This is a genomic window from Nocardia sp. NPDC049220 (genome assembly GCF_040647855.1).
GTDB lineage: Bacteria > Actinomycetota > Actinomycetes > Mycobacteriales > Mycobacteriaceae > Nocardia.
Genome location: NZ_JBEZDA010000001.1, coordinates 399,126 through 415,366, shown reverse-complemented (window position 1 = coordinate 415,366; position 16,241 = coordinate 399,126). Strand labels below are relative to the sequence as shown.

The window sequence follows — 16,241 nt, the reverse complement described above, 5'->3', positions numbered from 1 at the left end:
GCTGCCCCGACCGCACCTGACTCGCCCACCACCACCTCGGGCTCGCCCTCGACGGCAGTCGGTTCACCCGTCGCAGCCGACGGCTCGGCCTCGACCGGCACCGGACTATCGACCACCCGCGCGCCGATCACTTCACGCCCCACGTGATCGACCCGCTTCACTTCATGTTCGGTGCCGTCCGCACCGCGGTGGCGGTCGATCGCGCACTCCGGGTCGGCACCGGAGCCCCGTCGACGTAGCGGTTCGGGGACGACCGCCCAGACGGCCGCGGCGAGGGCGAGCAGGCCGCCGGTCACGCCGAGCGCCAGACCGTAGGACGCCTGTTGGGCGAGCGCGCCGACGGCGAGCGGGCCGAGGACGGTGCCGAGGTCGGCGGCCATCTGAAAGCCGGCCAGAACGGGGCCGCCGCGGGCCTTGGGGCCGATGATGTCGGCGACGGCGGCCTGTTGGGTCGGGGTGAAAAGGCCGGAGCCGAGGCCGGCGACGAAGGAGGTCGCCAGCAGCCACGGCACGCTGGTCGCCATGCCGAGTCCGGCGGTGCCCGCCGCGCACACGAGCGAGCCGACGATCACGAAGGGTTTGCGTCCCCAGCGGTCGGATAGTCGTCCAGAGGCGAACAGGACCGCGACGTTGCCTGCCGCGAATACCGTGAGCGCGACACCCGCCATGCCCGGTTCCTGGTGCAGCACCTCGACGACGAGCAGCGGCACCAGCGCCATGCGCACACCGAAGACCGCGGCGCCGTTGGCGAAGTTCGACACCAGCACCGCTCGGTACTCCGGCCGCGCCACCGCCTCCCGCAGCGACATCATCCGCACCACACCGACTGGCTCGGGCGCGGCCAGCTGCGAGTTGCGCAGGCTCACGTGCACGACGACGCTGACGACGAGCAGCGCGATCGCGTAGATCCCGAACGGCCAGCGCAGCCCGAGCCCCGACAGTGCGCCACCCACCAGCGGCCCGCTCACCGACCCGACGAGGAAGCTGGTCGACCACAGTCCGGACACCCGCCCGCGTTGTTCCGGTGGTGAGATCCGGATGACCAGCGCCAGCGACGACACCGTGAACATGGTCGACCCGATCCCGCCGAGTGACCGCAAGACCATCAACTGCCAATAGCTCTGGGCCAGCGCGCTGGCACCCGTGGACAGCGCGACGATCAACAACCCGCCGAGGTAGACCGACCGCTCCCCCAGCCGCTGCACCAGTCGTCCGCTCAACGGCGCGAACAGCAGGCGCATCAACGCGAACGCGGAGACGATCGCCGAGGCGGCGGCTACGCCCACGCCGAACCCGCGCGCGAACTGCGGCAGTACTGGGGCGACCAAACCGAAACCGATGGCTATGACAAACGCGCCCCCGACCAGCACCCAGATTTCGGTGGGCAGGGGCTTGGATCTACTACTCACCGGATAGCGCCTGCCCTACCAATTCCTCCGCGGCGGTCTGCACCTCGGTCAGGTGCTCGGCACCGTGGAACGACTCCGCGTAGATCTTGTACTTGTTCTCGGTGCCGGAGGGGCGGGCGGCGAACCACGCGTTCTCGGTGGTCACCTTGAGCCCGCCCAGTGGGGCGCCGTTGCCCCGCGCCCTGGTGAGCACGGCGGTGACCGGTTCGCCCGCGATCTCCTTGGTGGTGATCATGTCCGGAGTCAACTGCGCGAGCAGCTGTTTCTGTTCCGCCGTCGCGGGTGCGTCGATTCGGGCGTAGGCGGGGCTGCCGTAACGGCGTTCCAGTTCGACATAGCGCGCCGAGGGGCTCTGGCCGGTCACCGCGGCGATCTCCGCGGCGAGCAGCGCGAGCAGAATCCCGTCCTTGTCGGTCGTCCACACGGTGCCGTCCATGCGCAGGAACGACGCCCCCGCGCTCTCCTCGCCTCCGAATGCCAGGCTGCCGCTGAACAATCCGGGCACGAAGAACTTGAACCCCACCGGTACCTCGTGCACGTCCCGGCCGAGTACCGAGACAACTCGGTCGATCATGGACGAGGTCACCGCGGTCTTGCCGATCTTGGTCAGCGCGTCCCAGCCCATCCGGTTGGCGACCAGGTATTCGATGGCCACCGCGAGAAAGTGATTGGGGTTCATCAGTCCGCCGTCGGGCGTGACGATGCCGTGCCGGTCGGCGTCGGCGTCGTTACCGGTGGAGATGTCGTAGTCGTCCTTGATCGCGATCAGTCCGGCCATCGCATAGCGCGAAGACGGGTCCATCCGAATCTTGCCGTCGCTGTCGAGCGTCATGAACCGCCAGGTCGGATCCACTACCGGATTGACGACCTCGAGCTCGAGATCGTAGCGCTGGCCGATCTCTTCCCAATAGTCGACGCTGGCCCCGCCCATCGGGTCCGCGCCGAGCCTGATGCCCGCGCCGCGAATCGCGTCCAGGTTCAGCACGTTCGGGAGGTCCCCGATGTAATGGTCGAGGTAGTCGTAGCGTTCCACGCCGGTCTGCAGCGCTTGCCGCAGCGTGGTCCGCTTGACCTCGGCGAGCCCGCCGCGCAGCAGTTCGTTGGCGCGGGCGGCGATCGTGTCGGTCGCGGTGTTGTCGGCCGGGCCGCCGTGCGGCGGGTTGTATTTGAAGCCACCGTCGCGCGGCGGGTTGTGCGACGGGGTGACCACGATGCCGTCTGCCTGGTGCTTGGCACCGCCTCGATTGTGGCGAAGCACAGCGTGACTCAGTGCCGGGGTCGGGGTGTATCGATCGCGCGCGTCGATGACCGCGGTCACCTCGTTGGCGGCGAGTACCTCCAGCGCGGTGGTCCAGGCGGGCTCGGACAAGGCGTGGGTGTCTCTGGCGAGATAGACCGGTCCGGTGATGCCGCGAGTGGCGCGATACTCGACGATCGACTGGGTGACCGCGAGAATGTGCGCCTCGTTGAACGCGCTGTCCAGACTGGAGCCGCGATGCCCCGAGGTGCCGAAGGCTACCTGCTGGGCCGGGTCCTGCGGATCCGGGATGCGACTGTAGTACGCCGTTACCAGGCGTGCGATGTCTTCCAGATCGGTAGGACGCGCGGCACGCCCAGCTCGATCGTGGGCCATGCTCGGGTCTCCCTTCCGTATCGGCTGCGCCCGGCTCGTCATCAGGATCATGGCCACCGCCCGGTCGCGCCGACCACGATCCACCCTGCCGCCACGTCGATCATGACGGTGCCTTCGGCGCCGGGCCCGACGTCCGCGGCCACCGGCCGGAGCATGTCACAGCCGAACGGAGCGAACGTGATCGGCACACCGTGCAAGCCGCTTCTCGCGGTGGCGAACTGCCGATCACCCGCCCCCGCGCCACTCGGATAGTCGAGCCGCACCGAACCGACAATATTAACGGTCGACGTGCACGACGGCAGCGGAGAATCGAAACATGCTGGCACCGCACGGTCTAGCGGATGCCGAGCGGAGGTGTCGAGCATTCCGCGGGCGACGGGCAGCACTGTCATCGGGCGGCTCCCTGCCACAGCTCGAGCGGCTCGAGCGTGCGGTGGTTCGAGGTGAACAGTTCGGCGTTCTGCTCGACCGAAGCGCGCGGCCGGTCGAGTTCGTCGACCGCAGCGTGCCGCCAGTTGTCGTCCTCGTCGAGCAGCACGGCGCGGCGTGCCGCGGGCTGCCAGTGTCCTACTGGTGAACCATCCAACGCCTGACCCCCTTCCGTCGCGTGCCATTTCGGTTGACCGCCGAGCCGTGCCGTGTTTCCACCGTGCCATGCCCGCGCTGGGCGCGGTTGTCCCGGCGGCGGCACCGCCCCTCCCTGAGGCGGCCGAGCGCGTGGACCGCCGCGCCTGATCCGAGGAGTCTACGAACCTCGAGGATGCGGGTGGAGAAGGTGGTGCTGTCGCCGAGCACGCCGAGCCCGAAAAGTGAATGCAGCAGCCTGTTGGCTACCCATGCTCTGGTGGCTGGAACCATCGACATTTCGATCGCACAGCATTCCATGATATTTGCCGTGGGCCGCAGTTAGGGCACCCTCCTGCCGTCTGGAACGCGCCAACGCGACTCCTGTTCGCAGGTGGCGGACCCGATCGACCGAGCAGGTTGTGCCACGCCTACCGACTACGGCGCCGCCAGTCCGTTCGGCCGTTTGCCTTTGACCGGACTCGGTTCGCTCGAGTCGCGGCAACGGCCCAGCGGCCGCCGCACGCGACTGTGTCGCGGTTGCGGCGGCCGCTCGGCCGCGTGCCCGTCAAGGTCGGGATGGTGCGCCGCCGCCGTAGCGCCGCACACCGAATATCTCAGTGGGCGAGTACCGGCTCGCCCTCGGCCGGTACCGGCGCGGTGCTCGGCATCAGGGCCGCGGTGATCGCCGCGCCTACCACGAAGATCGCGGTAGCCCACCAGAAGCTGGTGGTGTAACTCTCGATCGCGGACTGGGCGACGATGAGCGGGTCCGGCTTGCGGGTGGACAGATAGTCGGCGGCGGCCGACGCGGCGATCGTACTGAGCAGCGCGGTACCGATCGAGCCACCGACCTGTTGGCTGGTATTGATCATGGCCGAGGCCACGCCGGCGTCTTCGTGTCGCACCCCGGCGGTCGCACCCTGGAAGGCGGTCGACATCGCACCGCCGAGGCCGAGGCCGAGCAAGATCAGGGCGGGCAGAATGTGCGTGGCGTAGCCGGTGTCCAGGCCGATTCGGGTCAACCAGGCCATGCCGGCCGCTGCGACCAGGAAGCCGCCACTGACCACGATCTTCGGTCCGATCTTCGGCAGCAGCAGCGAGGGAACGGTGGTCGAGGAGACGACCATCGCGGCAACCATCGGCAAGAACGCGACGCCGGTCATGATCGGCGAATACCCGAGGGTCAGCTGCATGTAGTAGGTGAGGAACAGGAAGATCGCGAACATCCCGATGCCCATCACGAACACCGTCAGGTACGAGGCGCCGCGCATGCGGTCGAGCACGATCCGGACCGGAAGCAGCGGGTGCGCGACCTTGGTCTCCAGCCAGGCGAATGCCGCGAGCAGCACCGCACCGCCGACCAGGAAAGCGAGGGTCACACCGTTGGTCCAGCCGTTCGACTCGGCGTGCGAGAACCCGTACACGATGCCGAACAGCGCCGCGGTGACCACGAGGGTGCCCGGAATGTCGAGCTTGGGCCGCTCGGTACTGGCGTGCTTGGCCAGCAGCAGCACCGCACCGACCAGGGCGACGGCGGCGAAGGCCAGATTCACGAACATCACCCAACGCCAGGAAACCCACTCGGTGAGCGCGCCACCGAGTAGCAGGCCGATCGCGCCGCCGGCGCCTGCGACCGCACCGAAGATGCCGAACGCTTTGGCGCGTTCGGATGGCTGGGTGAAGGTCACGGTGAGCAGCGACAGCGCGGCAGGTGCGAGCAGCGCGCCGAAAACGCCCTGTCCGACGCGCGCCGCGACGAGCATCTCGAAGCTGGTGGCCGCACCGCCGACAGCAGAGGCGCCCGCGAAGCCGATCAGGCCGATGATGAACGTGTTGCGCCTGCCGAACAGATCGCTCAGGCGTCCACCGAGCAGCAGGAGGCTGCCGAACGCCAGCGCGTACCCGGTGACCACCCAGGAGCGGTCACCGTCGTCGAAGCCGAGGTCCTGTTGCGCGGCGGGCAGGGCGATGTTCACCACGGTCGCGTCGAGCACCACCATGAGTTGTGCGACGCCGAGCACGGCCAGTACCCACCAGCGCTGCGCGTGTGATCCGCGGCGCCCATCCCCGGTCTTGTCGAGGGCCGGCGCCCCACGCTCGATCGCGGTAGTCATATTTCCCCTTTGTCTCGAGCTCTGATGCGGAGATATCACCTCCGCTTACCGCAAGAACCTATCACAATAACGGAGTCAAGGCCTCCGGTTAATCCCGCACGTTGCTACGATGACGGTGTGAATCACGCCACGGTCGTCCCCCCGCCTCGGCGTCTGCGTGCCGATGCCGCCCGCAATCAGCAGCGGATCATCGCCGCGGCGCGCGAACTGTTCGCCGACCACGGACTCGAGATCACCCTCGACGACGTCGCCGAACGCGCAGGCGTGGGCGTGGGCACGGTCTACCGCCGCTTCGCGAACAAGAAGGAACTGATCGTCGAAGTCTTCGACCAGAATCTGAACGAGTTCGCCGACGCGGCCGAGGCCGCACTCCAGCACCCGGACCCCTGGTTCGGCCTCGTCGAATTCTTCGAGTACGCGTGCAGACATCTGGCCACCAACCGCGGCTTCAGCGAGGTGATCCTCGAGCTCGAAGACGTCGAGACGAACCGATTCGCCGTCGTCGGTAATCGCATCAAGCCCACCGTCACCGCCATCTGCGAGCGCGCGCGCGACGCGGGAGCCCTCGCCGAAGGCATCGAACCGTCGGACTTCTTCGCGCTGGTGCACATGGTCGACGGCATCGCCGAGTTCGCGAAGCCGGTCAATCCCGATATCTGGCAGCGGTATATGGCCATCGCGCTCAACGGCGTCCGCGCGGACGGCACACCCCGCCGGCATCTCGAAGTCCCGCCGTTGGCCGACGATGAGGTCGAGAAGGCGAAACATCTCACCTGCGCGGGCCGCCGGCGATAGCGAAAGTTCGTGTATGTAGCGCGTATCTCGCTCACTCCCGTAGATTTGGTCACATGACCAACTCGTGGGTGAACTGGGCCGGCGATCAGCGCTGCGCGCCGTCGACGCTCGCCACGCCGCACTCCACCGACGAAGTGCGTGAATTGCTCGGCAGCGCCGAGACCCACGGGCAACCGGTGCGCGTCGTCGGCACGGGTCATTCCTTCACCGATGCCGTTCTGACCGATGGCATTCTACTGAACCTGACGAAGCTGAATCGAATCCTCGATGTCGACCGCACCACCGGATCGGTCCGACTCGAAGCAGGCATCACCTTGCGCGCCGCGAGCGACGCACTGCACGAGCACGGGCTCGCTTTCCCGAATCTCGGCGATATCGACGCGCAGACCGTCGCCGGCGCCACCGCGACAGCCACCCACGGCACCGGTGTCCAGTGGCAAAACCTTTCCGCCGCACTGGATTCGATCGAGCTGATGCTTGCCGACGGGAGCCGGGTCGAGCTCAACGCACAGACCGATCCCGACGGCTGGCGGGCGGCGCGAGTCAGCATCGGCGCCTTGGGTGTGGTCACCGCGGCAACGCTACGGATGGTGCCCTCGTTCGTCCTGGAAGGCATCGAGCGACCGGTCCAGGTGGACGATGTGCTCGCCGACTTGGATTCGCTCATCGATGACAACGAGCACTTCGAGTTCTACATGTTCGCGCACAGCCCAGTGGCCATGACCAAGCGCAACAACCGGGTGGCACTGCCGGAGCAACCGCGCGGCAAGGCAATGGACTGGTTCGCCGACATTCTGGTGTCGAACTACCTACTCGATGCGATGTGCAAGCTGACCAGTCGACAACCACGCTTGGTGCCGTTGATGCACCGCGCTGCCGCCTATGCCGGCAGCTACCGACGCCAGGTCGACCGTTCCTACCGGGTGTTCGCGTCGCCGCGCTTGATCCGCTTCACCGAGATGGAGTACGCCATCGCGCGCGAGCATTCGATCGACGCGATCCGCGAGATCAAAGAACTGGCCAAGAAATTCGACACTCCATTGCCGATCGAGGTGCGGTGGGTCGCGCCCGACGACGCCTTCCTCTCCCCCGCGGGCGGCCGCGAGACCTGCTACATCGCGGTACACCAATACCGCGGCATGCATTTCGAGCCGTACTTCCGCGCGTGCGAAGCGGTGTTCAACCGCTACAACGGGCGCCCACACTGGGGCAAGCGCCACTTCCAGACCGCCGATACGCTGCGCGACCGTTATCCCGACTGGGACCGCTTCGCGCAGGTGCGTCGCCGCTTCGACCCGAAGGGCCGTTTCACCAACGCCTACCTCGATCGGGTGCTCGGCCCGGTCGGCTGACGACAAACCGCTCCGACAACAAGGGACAAACCCGTCACGCGGCAAGGATTTCCGCGACCAGCCGGGGCACGGCCGTCCCGATGGGTTCGCGGATGATCTCGGTCGCCATGACGTCATAGGGCGTGGGCTCGGCGTTGACGATGACCAGGTCGGCGCCGCTCCGGACAGCGAGCGCACACATCGATGCGGCCGGTTCTACCTGCAGCGAGGTACCGATGGCCAGGAATATCTCGCTCGTCTCCGCGGCGAGCACGGCAGCGGAGATGGTGCATCGGTCCATCTGCTGGCCGAACATCACGGTGGCGGCCTTGAGAATGCCGCCACAATCGGGGCAGGGCGGATCGGGTTCGCCGGCGGCCACCCGCGCCAGGGTGGCTGCCATCGTGGCCCGGTAGTCGCATCCGATACAGACCACGTCGAACATATTGCCGTGGATTTCGATCACCCGGTCCGGCGAGGACCCCGCGCGCTGGTGCAGGCGGTCGATGTTCTGCGTGATGATGGTGACTGCTCGCCCGGCGCGTTCCAGGTCGGCAAGGGCGTTGTGCGCGGCATTGGGGACCGCCTCCCAGGCCGGATTGTCGCGCCGAGCCAGCCAGGAGCGCTCCCGGAGTCCCGCGTCGGACACGTAACTCTGATAGGTCGAGAGCAATTCGGCGATCGGATCTTTCGTCCACACGCCGCGCGGGCCGCGGAAATCCGGAATTCCGGAATCGGTCGAGATGCCCGCGCCGCTGAGCACCGTGATCCGGCCGGTGCGGGTGCGCCACTGACTCGTCATGCCCGCCAAGCCTAGAGGCAACGGCCGCGTGCCAGCGCAGTTAGACGATGAGAGAATTTTAAGGTTATCATCTCATTGCACTGAGCTCGGCCGATCAAGGGAGATCACGATGACCGCGTCTGGCGCACTCGAATCCGCCGGCGAACGACCCCTTCCGTCCCGTCGCCCGATCGAACCGGGCACCCGGATGTGGGACGAGACCGGGCTGATCACCTTCTCGCTCACCGCCGGTTCGGCCTTCCTGCTGCAAACCATGGAGCCGACCATCTCCGCGGTGGTAGACGAGCACTCCACTTTCCGGACCGATCCGATGGGTCGTGCGATGCGCAGTCTCGCCTCGGTGATGATGTGGATCTACGGCGGGGACGAGGCACTCGCCGAGGCCGATCGACTTCGGCGACTGCACGCGACGTTGCGCACCACCGGTACCGACGGCGTCCGGCACACCGCACTGTCCAGCGGACCGTGGGCCTGGGTGCTACACACCGGCACCTTCGCGTTCACCGAGAGTGCCAAGTACTTCGCCCGCCGTCCACTCAGCGCGGAAGACAAGGAAGCGTACTTTCAGGAGACCTTACAGCTGATGCGCAATTTCTCCGTGGCACCCAAGGAGATTCCGGCGAACTACGCCGAGTTCGAGACGTTCTTCGCCGACACTGTGGCCAACCACCTGATCGCCACCGACACCGCCAGCGACTACCTGCGCGTGATCCGCTCCGTCGCCCCGCCGAAGCAGCTGCCGCGAGCGCTGCGACCAGCCTGGAAAGTGGCAGTTGCGCCGATCGGCCGGCTCCAGCACTTCGTGACGGTCGGCACCACGCCCGACATCGCCCGGCAGAAGCTGGGCCTGACCTGGACATCATCCGATGAACGCAAGCTCCGCCGCCTCGGCTGGATGATCGCACGGATCGTCCCGCTGCTGCCGGAACGGCTGCGCTACTTCCCGATCGCCTACGAAGCACGCCGCCTCGAGCGCGACCGCCGGCGGCTGCGCAAGGTGATCGATATGCGCCCGATCTGAGCGGCGCCGGGTCCGGGCTGTCGAGTACGGTAGTGCGCTCGCTGGTTGCGCCGCGTGTGCTGAAACTTACCGCACGGCAACGGCTTCCAGCAGAAGGCGAGTCGAGGACTTCGACCCGATGGGCTCTTCCCGGCGGCCCGAACAACACTGGGCACGATGCGGCAATACTGTCCAGTCCGCTCTTATCAGACCGGCGCCCGGACCGCCGCGTTCGCTGTGTGACACTGGCTTTGCGCCCGTGACCTGGGGATTGCTCTGTGGCGCCGACATCCGCCAGAAGGCGAACGCACGGTCAGCGGTAACGATCCGCGGCACGCTGGTATACGTATCTCGTACGCTACGACAGCGTTTCAGCTCTACCCACGCCGGGCGGCAGGCCCCGGCGGACAGCACACTTCATGCTCTGCTCTGCTCATCGAAAGGCGTTCTCATGGCCCACAAGCCCAGTGTGCTGTTCGTCTGCGTGCACAACGCAGGCAGATCGCAGATGGCCGCCGGGCTACTCGCCGCGCTCGCCGGTGACCGGATCGACGTGCGGTCGGCAGGCAGCGCGCCCGCTGAGACGCTGAACCCCACCGTGGTCGACGCCATGGCCGAGATCGGCATCGATATCTCCGAGCACACCCCCAAGCCGCTCACGATGGACGCCATCGGCATTTCCGACGTCGTGGTCACGATGGGCTGCGGTGACGCGTGTCCGTACTTCCCCGGCATCAGTTATCGCGACTGGGTGCTGCCAGACCCCTCCGCCCAAACGCTCGACGTGGTGCGCACCATCCGCGACCGAATCCGCATCCTGGTGGAGAACCTGATCGCCGAGCTGGTCCCGGTGCTCGCGCGCTGAGCGTCTGTCCGATTCGTTCAAGACCGAGCCGCCCGATGCTGACTACGCTGCCGGTTATGACTCCACAACTCGACGTCATCGGCATCGTTGTCACCGATATGGCCGCCGCGGTGGCCTTCTACCGCCGTCTCGGCATCGACTTCCCCGCGGGTTCCGAGCAGCAGGCGCACGCGCAGGCCGTGCTGCCCAACGGCCTGCGGATTGCGCTCGACACCGAGGCCGTCATCGCGTCGTTCCACCCGGGTTGGACGCCGCCACAACGTGGGGGTCGGGTCGGCATCGCCTTCCGCTGCGCCGATCCAGCCGACGTCGACACCGTTTACGCCGATCTCGTGGATGCCGGCTACCACGGTGAGCTGAAACCATGGGACGCCTTCTGGGGACAGCGCTACGCGGTGGTGAACGACCCGGACGGCAATGGGGTCGACCTCTACGCCGCGCTCCCGACCGCCGCGAAGTAGCCCGGCTGTCGTCGAGGCGCGACGGGCACCGCTTCCGTGACCGAACGCGGCCGACGCGGACGCACGGAGCATGGCTACGCCCCGGCGAGCAACTCTCCCAACGACATTCCGGTCAGAGTGCGTACCTCACGGGACAAATGCGGCTGGTCGGCGAAGCCGGCCAGCGCCGCCGTCTCGGCGAGCGGCATACCACCGCGCGCCGCCGCCAGGGCGCGCTGCAGGCGCAGCACTCTGGCAAGGGTTTTGGGGCCGTAGCCGAACGCGGCCGAACAACGGCGACGCAGGGTCCGCTCGCCCACACCCGACGCGGCGGCGATCGACGCTACCGACCAACCATTGTCCAGGGCGACGACCACCCGCCGCACGAGCGGATCAACCGGTTCGGCCTCGGCGGCACGCCACATAACCACCTCGTCCAAGGCCGCGGCTCGATCGACGGCGTCCTCGAGTTGCTCGACAAACCGCCGAACCACCGACGCGGACCACAGCTGCGCGAGATCGACCCGCTGATCGCGCATTTCGTCCGCGGGGAGGCCGAGGAGGGCGGGAGCCGTACCGGGGTAGAACCGAACGCCGACGTACCGGGCGCCATTCGCCGCCGGAGGGTGATGGGCGCGCGTATCCGGCCCGGCGACCACCAAGCGCCCACCCATCCAGATCAGATCCATGCACCCGTCGGGCAGAACCGGGAACCCCCCGTCCGAACCATCGACAGTCCTGGTCCACAACACGGCGCCGCCGAATCGCGACGGTCGCTCGCGGTACCCGCTCGCGGCATCGACCTCGTCCACCTCGCCGACGCTACTCTCGGCGACCGACAAACCTTCCCCTCGTCGGGCCGCGCGGGCATCCGGGACGCTGTGCGGCTGCGCCGTGTCTCCGCAGCCGGCTACGCTCCAGCCGAACTGGACCCGCCTGATCGTGCGGCAGCGCAGTCACGCCCCGCGGCTACCGACCGACGCCAGTGCGGCCCGACTCGGTCCGGCTGTTCGCGGCGGGCGGCCGATCGCCGGCGAACACCTCAGCCGACGGGCTGCGGCGCTGCCGGTGCGACACCGCGCGCGACGACCCGAATGTACGAATCGGGATGCGCCGCAGCGATTCTCGATTCCATATCGTTGCACCCGACGGTCACATCACCGATCGGCGCGGAGGAAAACGTCCACAATGTCATCCACTCCGTGCCACCGACAGTCTCGGTCTTCCGCACGTCCGAGGACCGCAGATCTTCGTTCCGCCCGGAACTTTCGATCGCCGTGCAGCGAATATCGTTGGCCGCCTCGCCCCATGCGACCGGCACCCGGATATCCAACACCACATCGGGCGGCACCGGGACTTGTTTCGTCTCGCCCAGCAAAATCCGTACGACACCACTCACCTCGGCACCGTCGTCGTGCGTGTCCGGCGGCGCGCTCACCGAACTCGCGGCGACGACGGCACTCGTCGATGTCGTTTCCCGGCTTGCCGACGGGTCGTCAGAACACCCCGTCACGATGACAGCGACCAGCGCGGGAACCGCCATCCAGATCACTTTCACAGGTCAGACCTCTCGTCACGCCCACGCACCGGGCGATGGGTACGAATCAGCGATCGACCTGAGCATGACAACGTCGAAGTGGAAAATGGTGGCCACACGCCGTAGAAATCGGCAATTCGACCGCAACTGACCGAACAAGCCCGATATGGCGGAATTTTCAGCTCGAATCGCGAACCCTTCCCGAGGCCATGTCTCGACCTCGGGCAATTGGTGTGCGACCGAACGATTCTCGCCACGTTTCCGTACGGCTCGCGCTTCGACGGGTCGGGCTGACTAGGATCGCACTGTTCGTTCGCCGATCGCATCCCTGGGAGGCCCGATGACATCGTCCGTCGCGTTCGAGCAAATCGACCTGTCCCTCCCCGAGGGGACCGCCGATGCGTATTTCGCCCACCCGGACGGCGGCGCCCGGCATCCCGGTGTGCTGTTCTTCATGGACGCCTACGGTTTGCGGCCGTGGTTGCGCGAGATGGTGGAGACCATCGCCGGCCACGGCTACAGCGTGCTTGCACCGAACATCTTCTACCGCTCCGGTCGCGCGCCGGTTCTGCCGATGCCCGATCAGAGCAATGCCGACGCCCACGCTGCCTTCTTCGCGGCGCTCGGCCCGGTGCGCGCGGCACTGACTTCGGCGAAGGCGATCCAGGACGCGGACGTTTACCTGAGTCAACTCACCGCCTCCGAGTTCGTCACTCCTGGCGCGGTCGCCGCGATCGGCTACTGCATGGGCGGCAGGCTCGCGCTGCGTACCGCGGCGGCCTTCGGCGATCGGGTGGCTGCCGCGGCAAGTTTCCACGGCGGCCACCTGGCTGCTGTGGATCAGCCGGACAGTCCCCATCACGCCGCGGCGGACATCACCGCGGAACTGCTCATCGTCCACGCCGATCAGGACGGTTCCGCCCCTCCCGACCAGATCGCGCGGCTCGAAGCGGCACTGGATACGGCGAACGTGCGCTATACCTCGGTGCTCTACCCGGACGCCGAGCATGGCTTCACCATGCGCGACACCGCGGTCTTCCGCGAAGACGCCTACCAACGCCACTTGCGCGATCTGTTCGCCTTGCTCGACCGCGCCTTCCCCGCGACCGCGGAATAAACGCCGATTCATCCGATGTTTCGCCTGGTGTCGGCGTCGGTGCCAGGCGTTCGCCGTGCGATCGGTTCCCGACAAGGCGTTCCCCTGGGATCGCCGATTCCGCATAGTGTGTCGGTAGGCGATAATCGGGAGGACCACCGTGGCGAGAGTGTTGTGGCTGGGGGAACACGGCAGGAGGACGGGGTGGTCACGTGTCTGACCAGCGGGGCATCGGCGCGCGTACGGTCCGCGCCGCAACGCTGACCGGCTACCGTGAAGCCGCCTTCACCACTACGCCTGCCGCGCGCACTGTGCTGATCACGGTGGCGGTCCTGATCGCCGCGGTCCTTACCTACCAGGCGAACGCCACTTCGGACGACGGCGTCGACCACGGCTGGTTCCTCGCGCTCGCTCTGGCCGGACTCTTCGTAGCCCGCGGATTGCACTTGCGCCGTCCGATCACCCTCCCGCATTTCGCCGCCGCGATTCTCATCCTGGCGATCGCGCATCTCGGTTACCGCGCACAGCACCCTGGCGTCGGGTTCGTCCTGCTGGCTGCCACCGGCTTCATCCTGGTCCTGCCCCAACCGAGTAGACCGCAGCCCAGCGAGCTGTACCGGGTCGCCGAACTAGTCGGCCGTACCGAGGGTGACCCGCTGGCGCCGTTCGCCCTGCACTCGTCGAAGACCTACTTCTTCGACGCACACTCGACCGCGGCGATCGGCTACCGCACCCGCTTCGGAATCGCCGTCGTGGCCGGCGATCCGTTCGGCGATCGTGCCCGCTTTCCTGAACTGATCACGGCGTTCTCCGAGTTCGCGGTCACTCACGGCTGGCGCATCGCCGTGCTCGGAGCCAGCCCGGAATTGGCCGAACTGTGGCAGCTGCGCGCCCGGGAGCATCGTGGACTACACGCCGTCCCGATCGGCCGAGACGTAGTGCTCGATGTGGACGAGTTCAACCTGGTCGGGCGGAAGTTCCGTAACCTGCGCCAGGCGGTGAGCCGCACCAGGAACTTCGGCGTCACCACCGAGGTGATCGACGAGTCGACGCTGACCGCGGCGCGGCGCGGTGAGCTACTGGCCATCGTCGACGAATGGAACCAGGGCAGACAGAACCGCGGCTTCTCGATGATCCTGGACCACCTGCTGGACGGACGTAACCCCAACATGCTGGTCGTCATCGCGAACGAGAACGGTAGCCCGGTGGGCTTCCAGCGTTACGGCATCTCCGGACGCGGTCGCGAACTCAGCCTCGACGTCCCCTGGCGACGCAAGGACGCGCCCAACGGCTTGGACGAACGGATGATCGTCGATCTGGTCGACTACTCACGAACTCACGGCATCCAGCGGATCGCGTTGGCGTTCGCGCCGTTTCCCGAACTGTTCGCCGACAAGCGCAAGTCGCGCTCAGGTCGGCTGATCGCCCTGCTGGTCCATTTGGGCGATCCGCTGATCCGCCTCGAATCGCTGTACCGCTTCCTGCGCAAATTTCACGCGCTGGCCGATCAGCGGTATGTGCTGGTTCGCTGGCGCGAAGTGGTCGTCGCGGCCGCGGCCCTGCTGACCCTGGAGTTCGCTCCGCACCGCCGCGGGCAATGAGCGGCGCCGACCGCCGCTCGCGCGGCACCATGCCACTGACCCACAGCGACGTGAAAGCCGCGGTCGAACGGGTGTCCGGTCTCGTTCGACCGGTTACCGTGGCGCGGGCGGACGGGTTCGCCGGCGGCAGCGTCGGTGAACTGTGGTTCGCGCTCGAGTTCATGCAGCACACCGGGAGCTTCAAGGCCCGGGGCGCACAGAATTTCTTGCTCACCCACCAGGAAAACGGCACGCTGCCGCCCACGGGCGTGACGATCGCCTCGGGCGGCAACGCCGGGCTAGCCTGTGCGTGGGCGGCACGCAGCCAGCGGGTCCCGGCGACGGTTTTCGTGCCGACCACCGCGCCGAAGGTCAAAGTCGACCGGCTCGTCTCCTATGGCGCAGACGTGCGGCTGGCGGGCGCGCAATACTCCGACGCGCTCGCGGCCTGCCATGAATTCGCCGACACTACCGGCGCTCTGCTCTCCCACGCCTATGACAATCCGCTCATCGCGGCGGGCGCTGGCACGCTCATGACAGAGATCGACCGGCTGGTCCCGGATCTCGGCACCGTCGTGGTCGCGGTCGGCGGTGGCGGATTGTTCTCCGGAATCGCGACCGCCGCTGATCACAGCGGGATCCGGGTGATCGCCGTCGAGCCGGCGCGCTGCCGCGCACTCAACGCCGCGATCAGGGCGGGGCGGGTCGTCGACGTGGAGGTCGACTCGGTCGCGGCCGACTCGCTCGGTGCGCGCCGAGTGTCGGAGATGGCGCTGGCGGCCGCACAGCATTACGACGTCGAGTCGGTAGTGGTCGACGACGCCGAGATCGTCGCTGCGCGCCGCGCACTGTGGGAGGACCACCGCGTGGCGGTCGAACACGGCGCGGCGACCGCTGTCGCCGCATTGCTCGGCGATAATCCCGCGTTCCGGCCCGCCCAGGGCGAGAAGGTGTGTGTGGTGCTGTGCGGGGCGAACACCGATCCGTCGGATCTGGCCCGCTAGACGGGCCGCCACGCCGATCGACGGTTCATCGGCAGATTACCGACAAACCGGGCGGCACGGGTTAGGCT

Annotated in this window: 15 protein-coding genes and 1 pseudogene; 8 read left to right on the top strand and 8 right to left on the bottom strand. The window is 67.4% G+C overall.

The features are described from left to right. Positions 1-80 precede the first annotated feature (80 nt). From AB0C34_RS01800 to AB0C34_RS01780, 5 genes and pseudogenes are all read right to left on the bottom strand, one after another. Positions 81-1,409 (bottom strand): annotated as a pseudogene (locus AB0C34_RS01800) (MFS transporter); the annotation flags it as partial. Next, positions 1,402-3,042, bottom strand: a complete 1,641-nt coding sequence (pgm, locus tag AB0C34_RS01795) for a phosphoglucomutase (alpha-D-glucose-1,6-bisphosphate-dependent) (RefSeq protein ID WP_357066447.1) — start codon at positions 3,040-3,042, stop codon at positions 1,402-1,404. The gene pgm and the pseudogene AB0C34_RS01800, both read right to left, overlap by 8 nt. A 47-nt stretch (positions 3,043-3,089) precedes the next feature. Then, entirely contained in the window at positions 3,090-3,434 is a 345-nt protein-coding gene (locus AB0C34_RS01790; protein ID WP_357066445.1) for a fluoride efflux transporter CrcB, read from the bottom strand. After that, a complete protein-coding gene (locus AB0C34_RS01785; protein WP_357066443.1) occupies positions 3,431-3,628 on the bottom strand; it encodes a hypothetical protein in 198 nt (65 codons plus the stop codon). Before AB0C34_RS01785 ends, AB0C34_RS01790 begins: the two co-directional genes overlap by 4 nt. A gap of 595 nt (positions 3,629-4,223) precedes the next feature. Continuing rightward, positions 4,224-5,723: an MFS transporter gene (locus AB0C34_RS01780; protein ID WP_357066441.1), complete on the bottom strand. Its 1,500-nt coding sequence runs from the start codon at positions 5,721-5,723 to the stop codon at positions 4,224-4,226. Positions 5,724-5,840: 117 nt separating this feature from the next. Between AB0C34_RS01780 and AB0C34_RS01775 the strand changes: the two genes are divergently transcribed. Beyond that, positions 5,841-6,518: a TetR/AcrR family transcriptional regulator gene (locus AB0C34_RS01775; RefSeq protein ID WP_357066439.1), complete on the top strand. Its 678-nt coding sequence runs from the start codon at positions 5,841-5,843 to the stop codon at positions 6,516-6,518. A 53-nt stretch (positions 6,519-6,571) separates the two neighbouring features. Next, positions 6,572-7,870: a D-arabinono-1,4-lactone oxidase gene (locus tag AB0C34_RS01770; RefSeq protein WP_357066437.1), complete on the top strand. Its 1,299-nt coding sequence runs from the start codon at positions 6,572-6,574 to the stop codon at positions 7,868-7,870. Between the two features lie 34 nt (positions 7,871-7,904). On the opposite strand, the gene AB0C34_RS01765 is transcribed toward AB0C34_RS01770, so the two are convergent. Then, on the bottom strand, positions 7,905-8,651 hold the full coding sequence (locus AB0C34_RS01765; protein WP_357066435.1) for a Sir2 family NAD-dependent protein deacetylase: 747 nt from the start codon (positions 8,649-8,651) through the stop codon (positions 7,905-7,907). 109 nt (positions 8,652-8,760) lie between these two features. On the opposite strand from AB0C34_RS01765, the gene AB0C34_RS01760 reads away from it, so the two are divergent. From AB0C34_RS01760 to AB0C34_RS01750, 3 genes are all read left to right on the top strand, one after another. Continuing rightward, entirely contained in the window at positions 8,761-9,672 is a 912-nt protein-coding gene (locus tag AB0C34_RS01760; RefSeq protein WP_357066434.1) for an oxygenase MpaB family protein, read from the top strand. A gap of 430 nt (positions 9,673-10,102) precedes the next feature. Continuing rightward, positions 10,103-10,516 (top strand): arsenate reductase ArsC, encoded by a 414-nt coding sequence (locus AB0C34_RS01755; RefSeq protein WP_357066432.1) that lies wholly within the window; start codon positions 10,103-10,105, stop codon positions 10,514-10,516. Between the two features lie 56 nt (positions 10,517-10,572). Continuing rightward, positions 10,573-10,977 (top strand): VOC family protein, encoded by a 405-nt coding sequence (locus tag AB0C34_RS01750; RefSeq protein WP_357066430.1) that lies wholly within the window; start codon positions 10,573-10,575, stop codon positions 10,975-10,977. 74 nt (positions 10,978-11,051) lie between these two features. Here AB0C34_RS01750 and AB0C34_RS01745 read toward each other — a convergent pair whose 3' ends face one another. Together AB0C34_RS01745 and AB0C34_RS01740 are read right to left on the bottom strand one after the other, a co-directional pair. Beyond that, positions 11,052-11,768: a helix-turn-helix transcriptional regulator gene (locus AB0C34_RS01745; protein WP_357066428.1), complete on the bottom strand. Its 717-nt coding sequence runs from the start codon at positions 11,766-11,768 to the stop codon at positions 11,052-11,054. A gap of 230 nt (positions 11,769-11,998) precedes the next feature. Then, positions 11,999-12,514: a hypothetical protein gene (locus AB0C34_RS01740; RefSeq protein WP_357066426.1), complete on the bottom strand. Its 516-nt coding sequence runs from the start codon at positions 12,512-12,514 to the stop codon at positions 11,999-12,001. Positions 12,515-12,833: 319 nt separating this feature from the next. Here AB0C34_RS01740 and AB0C34_RS01735 point away from each other — a divergent pair, with 319 nt between their 5' ends. The 3 genes from AB0C34_RS01735 to AB0C34_RS01725 all read left to right on the top strand — a co-directional run bounded on the left by AB0C34_RS01735 (position 12,834) and on the right by AB0C34_RS01725 (position 16,173). Further along, positions 12,834-13,610, top strand: a complete 777-nt coding sequence (locus AB0C34_RS01735; protein ID WP_357066424.1) for a dienelactone hydrolase family protein — start codon at positions 12,834-12,836, stop codon at positions 13,608-13,610. A gap of 191 nt (positions 13,611-13,801) precedes the next feature. After that, complete coding sequence (locus AB0C34_RS01730; protein WP_357066422.1) at positions 13,802-15,190, top strand: phosphatidylglycerol lysyltransferase domain-containing protein; 1,389 nt, start codon at positions 13,802-13,804, stop codon at positions 15,188-15,190. Continuing rightward, positions 15,187-16,173, top strand: a complete 987-nt coding sequence (locus tag AB0C34_RS01725) for a threonine/serine dehydratase (RefSeq protein ID WP_357066420.1) — start codon at positions 15,187-15,189, stop codon at positions 16,171-16,173. The genes AB0C34_RS01730 and AB0C34_RS01725 overlap by 4 nt, the downstream gene beginning before the upstream one ends. The last annotated feature ends 68 nt before the right edge of the window (positions 16,174-16,241 follow it).